The following is a 15,549-nucleotide window of genomic DNA, read 5'->3' on the forward strand; positions in this document are numbered from 1 at the left end:
CCCATGATGACGACCGACCTGCTGGAACGCCTGGCCCAGGTCGTGGCGCGGGCGCCGGATCAGCCGGCCGTCCGCGCCACGGGTGCCGTGCTCAGCTTCGCCGAACTCGACCGCCGCAGCCGGCGGCTGGCGTTCGCGCTGCGGGATCTGGGGATCGGCCCGGGGGACCGGGCCGGCGTCAGCCTGCCCAGGCGTCCCGAACTCGTGGTGGCGCTGCTCGCCGTCTGGCGCGCGGGCGCGTCCTACGTTCCCCTGGACCGCACCTATCCGGCGGACCGGCTCGCCTACATGGCCGTCGACTCCGGCATCAAAGCCCTCGTCTGCGACGACCCGGCCCCGCAATGGGCGGGCGATGTCCAGGTCCTCAGCCCGGACGCGGCCGTCACCGCGGCCCGCCCGGACGCGCACGGGCCGATGGCCTACGTCATCTACACCTCGGGGTCCACAGGCCGGCCGAAGGGCGTGGAGATTCCGCGAGCCAATGTCGAGTCGCTGGTCACGGCTCTGGAGCAGGCCGGCATCTATGACACCGCGCCCCGGGTGGTGGGCTGGAACGCCAGCGTGTCCTTCGACGCCTCCGTCCAGCAGTGGGTCCGCGTCTGCCGGGGCGACACCCTGGTCATGCTGGACGAGGGGCACCGGACCGATCCCGACGGGCTGCGCGTACTGCTCGACCAGTGCGGCGTGACCGACCTCGACCTCACGCCGACGCACTGGGAGATGCTCCGTGAACAGCTCCTCCCGCCGCCGCGGGACGGGCGGGTGCTGCGGCTGTTCCTGGGCGGTGAGCCCGTTTCCGAACGGGTCTGGCGGGAGTTGGCCGAGGCCGAGGGCATCGAGGCGCTGAACCTCTACGGCCCGACCGAATGCACCGTTGACACGACCGCGGCCTGGATCCGGGGCGCCGAGCCCCACCTCGGGCAGCCGCTGCCGGGAAGCCGGATCCACATCCTGGACCAGATGGGTCGGCCGGTGCCCCCCGGGACCACCGGTGAGCTCTACATCGCGGGTCCGCGCCTGGCCACCGGCTACCTCAACAGACCGGACCTCACCGCGACGCGCTTCGTGCCGGATGCTTCCGGCCGGCCAGGCGCGCGGATGTATCGCACGGGGGATCTGGTCCGCCGCACCCCGGCCGGCCTGCTGCGCTTCGTCGGAAGAGCGGACCGGCAGATCAAGTGGCGTGGTGTCCGCATGGAACCCGGCGAGATCGAGCACCGGCTCGCCGAGCATCCCGCCGTGATCCGGGCCGCGGTGGTGGTGCGGGGCGAGCGGCTGGTGGCCTTCGTCGTCGCCGACGCGGGCAAGGCGCCCGGCGCTGAGGAGCTGAGCCGCCACCTCACCGCGACGCTGCCCGAAGCCATGCTCCCGTCCAAATACGTTGCCGTCGACCGGCTACCGATGACGCCCGGCGGCAAGCTCGATCTTGCCGCCGTGGCGGGATGAGGTGGTGAAGGTGCATTCTCACCAGCCAACACGGTCTCTCCAGCCCGGGCTGCAGGTCCGGAGCGTGCCGGTGCCCCAGGCGCAGCATCGACTGTGGCTCGCCGACCAGCTCGCTCCGAGCGGGATCGCCTACTTGAGCAGCGTCTTTCTCCGGCTCCGCGGTCCACTGGACGTGGCCGCGCTCGACCGTGCGCTCACCGGGATCGTCACCAGGCACGAGGTGCTGCGGACGTCGGTGTCGGCACGCGAGGGCGAGGTGACGGGAATCCTGCGACCGCCCACCGTGTTCCGCCTCGCCGTCCGGCCGGTCGACCCGGCCGACCTGGAGGGGGCCGTCCGGACCGAGGCCGTCACCCCTCTCGACGTCACCGGCGGGCCGCCGTTTCGCGCGACCCTCATGCAACTGGCGCCCGACGACCACGTCTTGAGCCTGACCGTGCACCATCTGGCGTGCGACTGGGGCTCGATGGGGATTCTCTACCGGGAACTGAGTAGCGCGTACCGCTCGATCGCCGTGCCCCAGGCGGTCCGGCAGTACCGCGACATCGCGCTGCAGGAAGACGCCCGACTCGGCGGCGGCGAACTGGCGCTCCCGCTGGCCGAACGGCATGCCGCTCTCGCCGGACTCGGCCCGTTCGAGCTGCCCACCGATCTGCCGCGGCCGGCGGTCCGCGACGGTGCCGGCGAGCTGTGCCACGCCTTCGGAGTCGGACCCGAAACGGTCCGCCGGTTGACCGAGGTCGGCCGCGCGCACCACGCCACGCTCTATATGGTGCTCCTGGCCGCGTGCCAGACCCTGCTGTACCGCTACAGCGGCCGTGCCGACCTCGTCACCGGCACCTCGTCCTCCACCCGCCGGGGCTCGGAGAGCGAGTCTGTGATCGGGCCGTTCTTCAACATGCTGGCCATCCCGGGAGACCTCAGCGGGAACCCGTCCTTCGCCGAACTGGTGCGACGGGTTCGCGACCAGGCCCTGGACGCCTATGACGCGCGCTGGATACCGCTCGACACGCTCGCCACCGAGCTGAAGGTGGAGCGCGACCCGGCGCGCACCCCGCTGTTCCAGATCCTGGTGGACCTCACCACGCCGCTTGAGCCGCCCGAACTCCCCGGTCTGCAAGTGAGCGAGCTGCTGACGCCCGGGGCGGGCTCCAAATACGACCTGACCATCGAGTTCCGTCGAAGGGACGGCGGTCTCGGACTCTCCCTGGAGTGGGACACGGCGCTCTATGAGCGAGCGACCATCACGCGGCTGATCGCGCATCTGCGTGCCGTGCTGGAATCGGTCGCCGAAGACCCGTCGTTGCACCTGGACGACGTGCCGATGCTGAGTCCGGCGGAGACGCTCGAACTGCGAGCGCTCGCCGAACCCGAGGGCGGTCCGGTGGCGCCCCCTGCCGGCTGCCTGCACGAGCTGTTCACCGCGCAGGCGGCGCGGACCCCCGATGCGGTCGCGGTGCTCGACGGCGAGACCGTGTGGACCTACCGGGAACTCGACGAGCGCTCGACGGCCATCGCGAACGGCCTGGCCGTCCTCGGTGTGGGCGCGGACGCGCCGGTCGGCGTGCTGCTCGACCGGTCTGCGGGCCTGGTGGCCGCCGTGCTGGGCGTGCTGAAGGCCGGCGGCGCCTACCTGCCGATCGATCCGGAGAGCCCGCCCTACCGCAAGGCCGAACTGCTGGCCGCGGCGGGTGCGGGCGTCTGCGTGGTGCCACCCGGCGGCACCGAGCCGCGCATGGCCGGAACCCGTCTTGTGACCATCGAGGAACTGGCCGGCGCCGATGCCCCGGTGGCGAAGGCGACGGTGAGTCCAGATCACCTGTGCGCCGTCTACTTCACCTCCGGTTCCACCGGAGTGCCCAAGGGCGTGGCCTGCACCCACCGCGGCTGGGTCGGCCAGATGGAGAACATGCAGCGGTGCTACGGCCTGGCCCCTGGCGAATCGTTGCTGTTCAAGACCCCGTTGAGCTTCGACGACGTGGCGCGGGAGATCTTCTGGCCGCTGATGCTGGGCGGGAGGGTGGTCGTCCTGCCACCGGGGCTGCACCGCGATCCACGCGCGGTCCTGGCGGCCGCGATCGAGCACCGGGTGGTGTGGTTGCAGTTCGTGCCCGACATGCTCGCGCTGTTCCTGGACGCGGTCGCCCCCGGGGACCTCGACCGGCTGCGTCACCTGCGGCATGTGGTCTCCGACGGGGATCGGTTGCGGCCCGAGACCGTCCACAGATTCTTCGAGTCGTTGGGCTCCACACGGCCGGGGACCCCGGGCAGCCGGCTGCACAACCACTGGGGGACCACCGAGGTCTCCATCGACACCACCCATCACATCTGCACCAGGGCCGACGCCGAGGGAGAGGAAGCCGTTCGTCTCGGCCGCCCCATGGAACACAACTGTGTGTACGTCCTGGACGCCGCCTTCCAGCCGGTGCCGCTTGGGGCGATCGGGGAGCTGTTCATCGGCGGCGCCGGCCTCGCCCGGGGCTACCTGGGTGATCCAGGGCGTACGGCGCGCTCGTTCGTCCCGCATCCCTGGCGCCCCGGCGAGCGGCTCTACCGGACCGGGGACACCGGCCGGCTGCGGCCCGACGGCTCCCTGCAGTACCGCGGCCGCCGCGACCACCAGGTCAAGATCCGAGGCGTGCGCATCGAGTTGGGAGAGGTCGAGGCCGCCGTGCGCGGCTTCCCCGGCGTGACCGATGCCGTGGTGGCCACCTGGGAGCCGGTTGCCGGTGACCGTCGTCTGGTCGCCTACGCGACGCACGCCGACTGCGACAGCCCTTCGGTCCGTGACCGGCTGCGCGACTTCCTCACCGAAAGGCTGGCGCCGTCCGCGGTGCCGAACGCGATCGTGCTGCTCCCCGAGCTGCCCCGCAATCCCAGCGGCAAGATCGACCGGCGGTCGTTGCCGCGACCCGACCCGGACGCCGCTGCCGCCACCGAGTTCGAGGCGCCCGCGAGCGACACCGAAGAGGTGCTCGCCGAGATCTGGGCCGCCGTGCTGGCGGTCACCCGGCTCGGCGCCACCGACGACTTCTTCGCCGCCGGCGGCCATTCGCTGCTGGTGATCCGGGCGCTCAACCGGATGCGCGAGGCGTTCGACATCGACCTGCCGGTGCGTTTCCTGTTCGAGCACTCGACCGTGCGCAGCGCCGCCGCGCAGCTGGAGAAACTGATCATCGCCGAGATCGAGGCGATGAGCGATGAGCGGGCCAGAAGCCTCATCGCCGCGGAACCCGAGGAGGCCATCGATGTCCGAATCCGCTGACCGCAGGTACCAGGTCGTGGTCAACGACGAGGAGCAGTACTCGATCTGGCCGGTGGGCCGGTCCGTGCCCGCCGGCTGGTCGGCCGAGGGGACCGAGGGGACCGAGGACGAGTGCGCCACCCATATCGAGAGCGTCTGGACGGACATGACCCCGCGCAGCCTGCGATGAACGACCACGGCACCGGCGGGGCCGCCGCGCTCTCGGCCGAGAAGAGGATGCTGCTGCGGCGACGGCTGCGCGGCGGGGCCGCCCGCGGCATACCCCGCCGCCCCGAAGGCCCGGCGCCGCTGTCACCGATGCAGCGCAGCATGTGGGTCACCAGCCGGCTCCTGGATGACGATTTCGTCTACACCGTCCCCCGCGTGCTGCACATCTCGGGCTCCCTTGACGTCCCGGCGCTGCGGCTCGCCCTGGACGCGCTGGTCGAGCGGCACGAGATCCTGCGCACCACCTATCCGGGCCGCGTCTCGCCCGTCCAGCACATCGGACGGCCGGCTCCGGCGTCGTTGAGCGTCGTCGACGTACCGGACGAACAGGGCTGGGACGAGGCGATGCGGCTGGCCGCCGCCGAGATCGCTACGCCGCTCGACCTCGTCGCCGGTCCGGTGTTCCGGGCGCTTGTGCTCCGCCTTGGCGCAGACCAGCAGGTGCTGGTGCTGGCGACGCATCACATCGCCACCGACGACTGGTCCTGCACGTTGCTGCTGCGCGAGTTGGACGAGTTGTACGGGGCTTTCCGTGCGGCGCGGCAGCCTGAGCTCCCCGCGCTGCCGATCCAGTACGCCGACTACGCGCACTGGCAGGATCGGCGGTTGGCGGGGGATCGGCGCGAGCGGCAGTCGGCCTTCTGGCGCCGCGCGCTCGAGGCGACGCCGCACGTGCTGGAGCTACCGCTGGATCGCCCACGCCCGGCGGTGGAGTCCCACCACGGTGCCGCCACCCGGCGCGCGCTCCCGCCGCAGCTCAGCTCCGGGCTGCGAGCGCTCGCGGCCGACCAGGGGGTCACGACGTACACCGCGCTGCTGGCCTGCTTCGCGATCGTGCTGCGGCACTACTGCGGCCAGCGGCGCTTCGCGGTCGGGTCGTTGCTGTCGGGGCGGAACTCGGTCGAGACCGAGCACCTCATCGGCCTCTTCGCCAACGCCGTGGCGCTGCCGATGGACCTGTCGGACGAGCCGTCCTTCACCGACCTGCTCCGCCGGACCCACGAGTCGGTGCTGGGCGCCTTCGACCACCAGGACCTGACCATCGACGAGGTCGTCGCCGCGGTGCACGCCGACCGCTCTCCCGCGCGCAACCCCGTGTACCAGGTGGTCTATCAGTATCTGGAGGACAGCGAGCGTGTCGGGCGGCTGCCGCACCTTTCGGCCGTGCCCATCGCCCTCCCGGTGCGGACGGCCCCGGTCGACCTCATGCTCACCGCGTGGAACGGCACCGCGAGCATCGACGTGACCCTGACCTATGCCACCGACCTGTTCGTGCCCGCCACCGCGGAGCGTTTGCTCACCTACCTGGCCAACGTGGTGGAGCAGGTCGTCGCCTGGCCGGACTCCGCCGTCACCGCCGCGGACGTGATGGGGGAGGAAGGGCGGCGGATGGTCCGCCACCGGGCGCGCAGCGCGGGCGGGGCTACTCCTCATAACCCGGACACGGTAGTGAGCCTGTTCCGCGCCCAGGCCGCCGCCTCTCCCACGGCGACGGCGGTGAGTTGCCAGGGGCGGTCCTTGACCTACGCCGAGCTGGACGGGCTCACCGATCGGGTCGCGTCGAGCCTTCGGGCGGAGGGTGCCGGTCCGGGGGATGTCGTCGCGATCTCGCTGCCGCCCGGCGTCGAGATGGTGGCGGCCGTCCTCGGCGTGCTGAAGGCGGGCGCCGCCTACCTGGCGCTGGATCCCGCCTACCCGGAGACCCGCCGGTCGTTCATGCTGGCGGACGCGGACGCCCGGCTCATCGTCACCGACGGAGAGCTTGAGCCCGCCGGCACCGCGAGAACACTGCCTTACGTCGCCCTTGCGGCCGGACCGAGCCAGGCCAGGCCCACCCGACCCGCCGCACCGCTGCCGAGTGACCTGGCCTATCTCGTCTACACCTCGGGTTCGACCGGGCGCCCCAAGGGCGTGCAGGTCACACACGGTGCGGTGACCAACCTGCTGCGCGGGTTCCGCGGCCGGCTGAGATGCGGGCCGGGTGAGCGCTGGCTGCTGCTCTCGTCGCCGAGCTTCGACGGCTCCACCATCGAGATCTTCCTGCCCCTGGTCGGCGGCGGGCAGGTGGTGGTCGCTCCGCAGCACGTTCGGGACGACGGAGCCGCACTGAGCCGGTTGATCCGCGCCGAAGGCGTCACCCACGTGGAGGCCACCACATCGGGGTGGCGACTGCTGATCGCCGGCGGTCTCGACCAGCCGCTGACGACGGCCATCACGACCGGAGAGCCGATGCCGGCCGCGCTGGCGCAGCGGATCCGCGAGCTGTCCCTACGGCTGGTCAACGCCTACGGCCCCACCGAGATCACGGTTCTGGCGACCTGCGCCGACATGCTGGAGGGCGCCGACCCGAGCGTCATCGGGGAGCCCATTCCCCACGTCGACGTCCACGTGCTGGACGAGTGGCTCGAACCGGTCCCGCCAGGCGCGCCAGGCGAGCTCTACATCGGCGGTGCCGGCGTGACGCGGGGCTATCACCGGCGCCCCGGCCTCACCGCACGGCGCTACCTGCCCGATCCCTTCGGACCTCCCGGCTCCCGGCTCTACCGCACCGGCGACCGCGCCCGGCTCACCGCAGGCGGCACGCTGGTCCTGCTGGGCCGCATCGACGACCAGGTCAAGATCCGCGGCTACCGGGTGGAGCCGGGCGAGATCGAGGCCGCGCTGCTGGAGCATCCCGCCGTCGACCAGGCGGCCGTGCTGGCGGTGGCGGGGCGGGGCGGCGGCCGGCGGCTGGTGGCCTATACCGTCCCCGCCACCGTCAGCACGGCACCGCACACCGGGCAGGATCTGGAGCAGGCGCTTCGGCGGCACCTCGCCGAAGCCCTTCCCTCCTATCTGCAACCAAGCGGCCTGGTGGTGCTGGACCGGCTGCCCCTCACGCCGAGCGGGAAGATCGATCGAAGGGCGCTCCCGGCCGTCGCGAACCCGCACCCTGGGGGCGGTGCCCCGCGTACCGAGGCCGAGCGCGCGCTGGCCGACGTCTGGAGCGAGGTGCTGGGACGGCCCGCCGTCGGCGTGTCCGACGACTTCTTCGAGATCGGCGGGGACTCCGTACTGGCGATCCACGTCGCCGCGCGGGCCCGGGACGCGGGGTGGCCGCTCACACCGCGGGAGGTGCTCGGCCACCCGACGCTCGGCGATCTCGCGGCCCTCGCGGAACGGGCGGAACGAACGGAACCGCGAACCGGCGAGCCGACATCGGACGAGGCCGGCACCTACCCGCTGTCGCCGCTCCAGGCGGGCATGGTCTTCCACACCCTCTTCGAGCCGGAGAGCGCCGACTACCTCGTCCAGTTCGTCTTCTCGATCGACGGCGAGGTGGACGCGCCGACCCTGCGGCGGGCATGGGAGCACGTGGTTCAGCGGCACTCGATCCTGCGGACCACCTTCGCTTGGGAGGACGTGCCGCAGCCGGTGCAGACCGTCCATCGGCACGCGGGGGTCTCGCTGCGGGAACTCGACTGGCGGGACGTTCCGATCGGCGAGGTGCCCCAGCGGCTGGAAGAGCGGCTGGCCGCGGAACGCGCACACGGCGTGGATCTTGAGCGTACGCCGCCGCGGCGATTCGACCTCATCCGGCTCTCCGACGGCGGCCACCGGTTCGTCTGGCACGGCCACCACATCCTGCTCGACGGCTGGAGTGTGCGGCTCGTCCTCGACGAGGTGCGCGCCGTCTACCAGAGCCTGCGCGGCTCGGGCCGGCTCCCGGTGCTGCCCGAGCCCGTCCCGTTCTGGCAGTACATCGAGTGGTTGCAGAGTCGCGACCCGGCCCTGGCGGAGACGTACTGGCACGGAGTGCTGGGCGACGTCGCGGCTCCCACCCAGCTGGCGATCCTCGCCTCGCAGACCGGCCGGCAGGACGGTGACCAGCGGGTCAACGCCCTGTTCGGCAGTGTCTCCGCAGAGGTCACCGAGCGTCTCGGGGAACTGGCCCGCAGGCACCGGATCACGGTCGGCTCGGTGGTGCACGCCGCATGGGCGTTGCTGCTGAGCCGCTATGGCGGCGGGCCCGACGTGGTGCTGGGCTCGACGGTCACCGGACGGTCCGGCGGGCTGCCGGGGGTGGAGCGGATCGTCGGGATGCTGATCAACACGCTGCCGGTGCGGGTGCGGATGCCGGCCTCGGCCAGGGTCGTGGACTGGCTGCGGGACCTGCACCGGCAACTCGTGGAAATGCGCGACTTCGAGCATTGCCCGCTGGTCGACGTCCAGCGGCAGAGCATGGTGCCCGCCGGGCGACGGCTGTTCGAGACCATCCTCATGTTCGACGGGCTGACCCCCGCCGCGGACGGCGACGGCGAGCTCGCGTTCTCGCCGTTGACGACCTGGGAGCAGACCGGGTATCCGCTGGTCCTCAACGTGGGTCTCCCCGACGGCCTGCGCTTCCGGCTCGACTACCAGCCGGCCAGGGTCGAGCCGGCCATCGCTGAGCGCATGGTCGCGCATTTCCAGATGCTGCTGGAAGCGTTCGCCGCGGTGCGGGACGAACGCATCACCGATCTCCCGTCGCTCCCGCCGGACGAGCGCGCGGCGGTGATCGGTTCCTTCAACGACACCGCCGCCGCCTATCCCGCCGAACGATGCCTGCACGAACTCGTCGAAGACCAGGCGGACCGGACGCCCGCGGGGGTGGCCGTGCTCTCGGACGGGGAGGCGGTGACCTACCTGGACCTCGATGAGCGGGCGAACCGGCTTGCACACTACCTGCGCGACCTTGGGGCCGGGCCGGAGTCGCTGGTCGGAATCTGCGTCGAGCGCGGTGCGGAGATGGCGGTGGCGGTGTTGGCCGTGCTCAAGGCCGGCGCGGCGTATCTGCCGCTGGATCCGGAGTACCCGGCCGACCGGCTTGCCTTGATGTTGAACGACACCGACACCGTGCTCGTGCTCACCCAGGTGCCGCTGGTCGAGAAGCTCCGGGGGCATCGCGGCCGGAAGGTGTGCCTGGACGGCCCTGCGGACGCGGAGCGGATCGCCCGGTGCGCACCGGAACGGCCGCGGCGCGCGGGCACCCCGGAGAACCTGTCCTATGTGATCTACACCTCCGGATCCACCGGGTCGCCGAAGGGCACCCTGATCCGGCATCGCGGGATCGTGAACTACATCTGGTGGATGGCGGTGGACTTCCCGCTGACCCCCGGCGACAGGGTGCTGCAACTGGCCGCCCTGAGCTTCGACATCTCGGTGTACGAGATGTTCTGGCCATGGAGCAGGGGAGCGACCGTGGTGCTCGCCCGGCCGGACGGCTACCGGGATCCGCAGTACATCGTGGACACGATGGTGCGCGAGAAGATCACCGCGGCGCACCTGGTCCCCTCCATGCTCCGTGCCATGCTGCCGCTGGTCGCGGACGGCTCGTTGCCGCTGCGCTGGTTGTTCGCGAGCGCCGAGGCGCTGACGCTGGACGTCCTGCAGGAGTGGGAGCGGCGCAACCCGCGGACGGAGCTGCTGAACCTCTACGGCGCGACCGAGGTCTCGGTGGACTCGACGGTCTGGCACTGCGACGCCTCGGCCGGCGCGGTGTCGGTCGGCGGCCCCATCGCCAACACCCGCGTGTACGTCTTGGACGAGTGGGGCCGTCCGGTTCCGATCGGGGTCGCGGGCGAGGCGTATCTCGCGGGCGACAGCGTAGGGCGGGGCTACCACGAACGTCCGGGGCTCACGGCGCGGCGCTTCGTGCCCGACCCCTTCGGGACCCCGGGACGGCGCATGTACCGGACCGGCGACCTCGTCCGCTGGTCTCCCGATGGCCTGCTGGAGTTCTTGGGCCGGCTCGACCATCAGGTGAAGCTGCGCGGATTCCGGGTGGAACCGGGCGAGATCGAGGCCGCGCTCACCGCGCATCCGGGCCTTGCCCACGCCGTGGTGGTGCCCCGGGAGGAGCCGAGGGGCCGTAAGCTTCTGGTCGCCTACATCGTGCCCACGACGTCCGCGCCGACCACCTCCGACCTGCGCGCGCATCTGCAGTCACGGCTTCCCGACTACATGATCCCGGCGGCGTTCGTCGTCCTGGAATCGCTTCCGCTGAATCCGAACGGGAAGGTGGACCGGGCGGCCCTGCCGGCGCCCGAGGGCTCGCGCCCGGATCTGGAGACCGACTTCGTCGCCCCCCGGACCCCGCTGGAGAAGACCCTGGCGGACGTGTGGAGCGCCGTGCTGCGGCTGGAGAACGTCGGCGTCCACGACAACTTCTTCGCGCTGGGCGGTGACTCGATCCTGAGCATCCAGGTCATGGTCACCGCCAGGCGGGCGGGTCTGGCCCTGACGCCACGGCAGATGTTCGACGATCCCACCATCGCGGACCTGGCCGCCGTACTGGAGCGAGCGGAGGGCGGCACCGCGCCGCCCGCGGCCTTGGCGGCCGAACAGGGCGTCGTCACCGGGGATGTGCCGCTGACACCGATCCAGCACTGGTTCACCGGCCTGGACTGGCCGCACGACCACTACAACCAGTCGGTACGGCTGCGCTGGAACCAGCCGGTCGCCGAACAGCCGCTTCGCCTGGCCCTGGCCGCCCTGGTGGCCCACCACGACGCGCTGCGGCTACGGCTGCATCGCTCGCCCGACGGTACGTGGCACCAGCACATGGCCGGTGCCGACGGGGCCGACCCGCTGCGGGTGGTCGAGCTCGCCGGATCCGAGGACGACACTCTCCGGCGGGTCGCCGACGACCTGCACGCCAGCCTCGGTCTGCGGGCCGGCCCCCTGCTGCGTGCGCTGCTGGTCCGGCACGGCGGCGATCAGCCCGACGAGGTGGTCATCACCGTGCACCACACGGCGGTCGACACCGTGTCCTGGAACATCCTGCTCGACGACCTTTCCACCGCCTACCGGCAGGCCCTCGGCGGCGAGCCCGTCGCGCTTCCCGCCAAGACGACGTCCTTCAAACAATGGGCCCACCGGCTGCGGGAGTACGCGGTAAGCCCGGAGTTCGCCGCGGAGGCGGCGTACTGGCTGATGCCCCGCACCGCGCCGCGCGGCGTGCCGGTCGACCATCCCGGCGGCGCCAACACGCAGGATTCGGCCGTCACCCTCACCCGCGTCCTCGACGCGTCCGGCACCGAGTCCCTGCTGCGCGGAGCCCACGTCGCCTACCGCACCCAGGTCAACGACCTGCTGCTCACCGCCATGGTCCAGACCCTCGGATCGGGAATCGACATCGATCTCGAAGGCCACGGCCGCGAACCCCTCTTCGACGACCTGGATCTGAGCCGCACCGTGGGCTGGTTTACCAGCATCCATCCGGTCGCCGTCCACCTGCCGCAAGCCCAGGACCCCGCCCGCAGCATCAAGATCGTCAAAGGGCACCTGCGCGCCATCCCGCATCACGGCATCGGCTACGGCTTGGCCGCGTACCTGCGTTCCGACCTCGGCCCACCGCGCCCGGCGACGGTCAGCTTCACCTACCACGGACAGGTGCGCACCTCGTCGGAGACCGGCCTGTTCCGCCGGGCCGGGTCGGTGCCGGGCGCCGACCGCGCTCCGACGGGGATCCGGCCGCACCTGATCGAGGTCAACGCCGTCGTGGTGGACGGCGAGTTCCGGGTGAACTGGACGTACTCCACCAACCTGCACGATGGCGCGACCGTAGGGGCGTTCGCCGATGATTTCATCGACCGGCTGACTGCCGTGCTCGATCACTGCACGGCCGTGGGCGCCGAGCACGGTGCGCGGCCGGCGGCGGAGCGGGCGTTTCTCGACCGGGTCGCTCCCGGGCTCCCGTCGATCGGACTGCTGGCGCGAAGACACCACATTCCCGGCGTCAGCCTGGCCCTCGTCGCCGACGGGGAGGTGGTCGAGGCCTGGGGAGAGGGGGTCACCGCAGCGGACGGCGAGCCCGTGCGCGCGGACACCGTCTTCCAAGCGGGTTCGGCCAGCAAGCACGTCACGGCGATGGCCGTGCTGCGGCTCGCCCGCGACGGCCTCCTCGACCTGGACGACGACGTCAACCGCTATCTGCGCAGCTGGCGACTACCGCGGCTGGACCCGGACCGACCGGTGACGATGCGGCATCTGCTCTCCCACACGGCAGGGCTGAACGAGGGCGACTTCGGCGGGCTCGGCGCCCGCCTGCCCGATCGGCCGGTTCCCGCCGCGCTCGACGTGCTGGAGGGGCGTCCGCCCGCCGAGACCGAGCCGGTGCGCCCGCAGGAGCCCCCCGGCGAGCGGTTCGGCTATACCGGAAACGGCTTCGTGGTGGTCGAGCAGGTGCTGGAAGACCTGACCGGCCGGCCGTTTCCCGAACTCGTGCGCGAGCTGGTCTTCGCCCCGCTGGCCATGCACGACAGCGGATACGGCGCGCGATTCCTCCAGGACCGCGGCGCCGCGGTCGCCCGCGGGCACGACGCCGACGGCAGACCGGTCGACGGCGGCTGGCGGGTGTATCCGTCCGCGACCGGTGGGCTCTGGACGACCGCCGGTGACCTGGGCCGGGTCGCGGCTGAGATCCACCGGGCCCGGGCCGGCACGGGGCGGGTGCTCGACGGGTGGGCGGCCTCCGCGTTGCTGACCCGGCTGCCCGACGCGGCCTACGGACTGGGAACCGTGGTCCGCAACAGCGATGGGATCCAGTGGTACGGACACTCCGGTGAGACCCTCGGATACCGGACGCACTCGGCGTCCGGCCTGGAGCCGGGCGCCGGCCTCGTCATCATGGCCAACGGCGACCGGGGCAACGAGTTCATCATCGACCTGCTGGTCGAGATCGGCCTCGGGCTGCGCGTGTGGGTGGACCGGGGAATCGACTGGGGTCCGGCAGCCCGCTGACCGCATCCCCCCTCTGCTGACCGCCCCGGCTGCTCGCTGACCGCGCCGGGGCGGTCGCGCGTTCGTTCAACCGATCGTGCCGTCCGCTGCTCGTGCCGTCCGTTGCTCGCACGGCTGCTGTCCGGCAGGGGGCGCGCTGTCCGAAAGGGAATGCCGAACATGCTCGGCAGGGACGCGAAAGCCGGGCTCCGCGGGGAGCCCGGCTTCCGTGCGGCACCGCCGGCCGCGAGGCGCTCAGGACGAGGGCATCTGCGGCAGCAGGTCGTCCACCTCCCGTCCCGCGAGGACCCTGCGCACGCTCGCGAGGAAGTCGGCGGCAACCCCCTGGTCGTCGCGGTATCCGGGCGGCAACTCGGTGGCCAGCAGGTCCAGCAGCCCCCGCACGCCCGGGCTGAACCGGTCGAACCCCGCGAGGCCCGCCGCCTGGTAGCAGGCCGCGGTGAGGACGGAAAGGATCGTCTGGACGTTCTCCACGAGTTGCAGAGATTTGCGGGCGGCGATCAGGCCCATGCTCACCACGTCCTGGTTCTGGCCGTTGGACGGGATCGTCTTCACCGATGCCGGCGCGGCCAGATCGAGGTTCTCCGCCGCGATGCTGGTCGCCAGGTACTGCGACCCCTGGAGTCCGCTGAACAGGCCCTCGTCGCCGATGGCCAGGAAGGCGGGATAGGACACGTTCAGATGCGGGTCCAGCAGCCTGTTGAGCTGCCGTTCGGCCAGCACCCCGACCTCGGTGAGAGCGATGTTCAGAAAGTCGCTGACCATCGCCACGTACTGGCCGTGAAAATGGCCGCCGTGAAAGATGGTCTCCGGGGAATCGAAGATCAAGGGATTGTCGTTGCAGGAGTTCAGTTCCTCCTCCACGATTCCTTGGCAATAGTGGATGGCGTCCAGAACCGGCCCCAGGATCTGCGGGACGCAGCGGAGCGTGTAGGCGTTCTGCAGGTACTCCTCTACCTGCACCACCTCACCGTCGTCGCCGCGAGCCGCACTGATCATCTTCATGATCTCCGCGTGCTCACGGGTCAGCCCGCTGCCGGTCAGCAGCCGGCCGATCACCCGGGCGATCTCCGTCTGCCCGCGGTGGTTCTTCAGGACGTGGCCGTTCTCCGCGAAGGCGCTGGTCGAACCGCCCATCGCCTGGATGAAGGCCGCCGAGGTCCACATCGCCTGGCGGAGCAGCCGCTCGGCGCGCACCAGCGCCAGCGATGCGGCCCCGGTCATGGCGGAGGTGCCGTTGATCAGGGCCAGGCCGTGCTTGTAGCCGAGCCGTACCCGCTCCAGCCCTGCTTCGGCGAGGACGGAGGCGGCGTCGCGCACCTCGCCCCGGTAGCGGACCTGACCCGCACCGATCAGGGGGAGTGCCAGGTGGGAGAGCGGAGCGAGGTCGCCGCTCGCGCCGAGCGAGCCCTGCTGGGGCACGATGGGGTGGATGCCGCGATTGAGGAAGTCGGCCATCAGGCGCAACACGTCGGCATCGATGCCGGAGTAGCCCTTGATCAGGCAGTTCAGCCGGGACAGGAGCATGGCCCGGACCACGTCGTCGGAGAAGAGCGGGCCGCCGCCTGCCGCGTGCGTGCGGAGCAGGTTCTCCTGCAACTCCTCCCCGAACTTCGGAGGAATGCTCATATAGACCATCTCCCCGAAGCCGGTGGTCACACCATAGATCGGCTGTCCCTCCACGCCCCAGCTCTGGACCCGGTCGCAGGTCTTCTGCACCACCCCGAGCTGGACGTCGTCGAGTTGGACTTTCTCGCCGTCTATGGCGACGCGATGGACATCGTCGACTGTGAGACCTTCACCTCGAACGAGCACGGTGCCTCCTGACCGAAGATTCCACACCGGGAATGTGAGAACTCCTGCGTGCC

The 15,549-nt window shown here is 71.3% G+C and carries 5 protein-coding genes; 4 read left to right on the forward strand and 1 reads right to left on the reverse strand.

Annotated features, from left to right (window positions below; genetic code table 11):
• Positions 1-3: 3 nt before the first annotated feature.
• The 4 genes from AMA02S_RS20210 (at position 4) to AMA02S_RS20225 (ending at position 13,681) form a co-directional block, all read left to right on the forward strand.
• The gene (locus tag AMA02S_RS20210) at positions 4-1,446 is read left to right on the forward strand and encodes an amino acid adenylation domain-containing protein (protein ID WP_067460928.1); all 1,443 of its coding nucleotides are present in this window, start codon (positions 4-6) and stop codon (positions 1,444-1,446) included.
• Between the two features lie 64 nt (positions 1,447-1,510).
• Positions 1,511-4,711: a non-ribosomal peptide synthetase gene (locus tag AMA02S_RS20215; protein WP_157430740.1), complete on the forward strand. Its 3,201-nt coding sequence runs from the start codon at positions 1,511-1,513 to the stop codon at positions 4,709-4,711.
• A complete protein-coding gene (locus tag AMA02S_RS20220) occupies positions 4,695-4,880 on the forward strand; it encodes an MbtH family protein (protein ID WP_067460930.1) in 186 nt (61 codons plus the stop codon). Before AMA02S_RS20215 ends, AMA02S_RS20220 begins: the two co-directional genes overlap by 17 nt.
• A complete protein-coding gene (locus AMA02S_RS20225; protein ID WP_067460931.1) occupies positions 4,877-13,681 on the forward strand; it encodes a non-ribosomal peptide synthetase in 8,805 nt (2,934 codons plus the stop codon). The genes AMA02S_RS20220 and AMA02S_RS20225 overlap by 4 nt, the downstream gene beginning before the upstream one ends.
• 234 nt (positions 13,682-13,915) lie before the next feature.
• Here AMA02S_RS20225 and cmdF read toward each other — a convergent pair whose 3' ends face one another.
• Entirely contained in the window at positions 13,916-15,496 is a 1,581-nt protein-coding gene (gene cmdF, locus AMA02S_RS20230; protein WP_169806861.1) for a tyrosine 2,3-aminomutase, read from the reverse strand.
• Between the last annotated feature and the right edge of the window lie 53 nt (positions 15,497-15,549).

The organism is Actinomadura macra NBRC 14102 (genome assembly GCF_001552215.1).
Classification (GTDB): Bacteria; Actinomycetota; Actinomycetes; order Streptosporangiales; family Streptosporangiaceae; genus Spirillospora; species Spirillospora macra.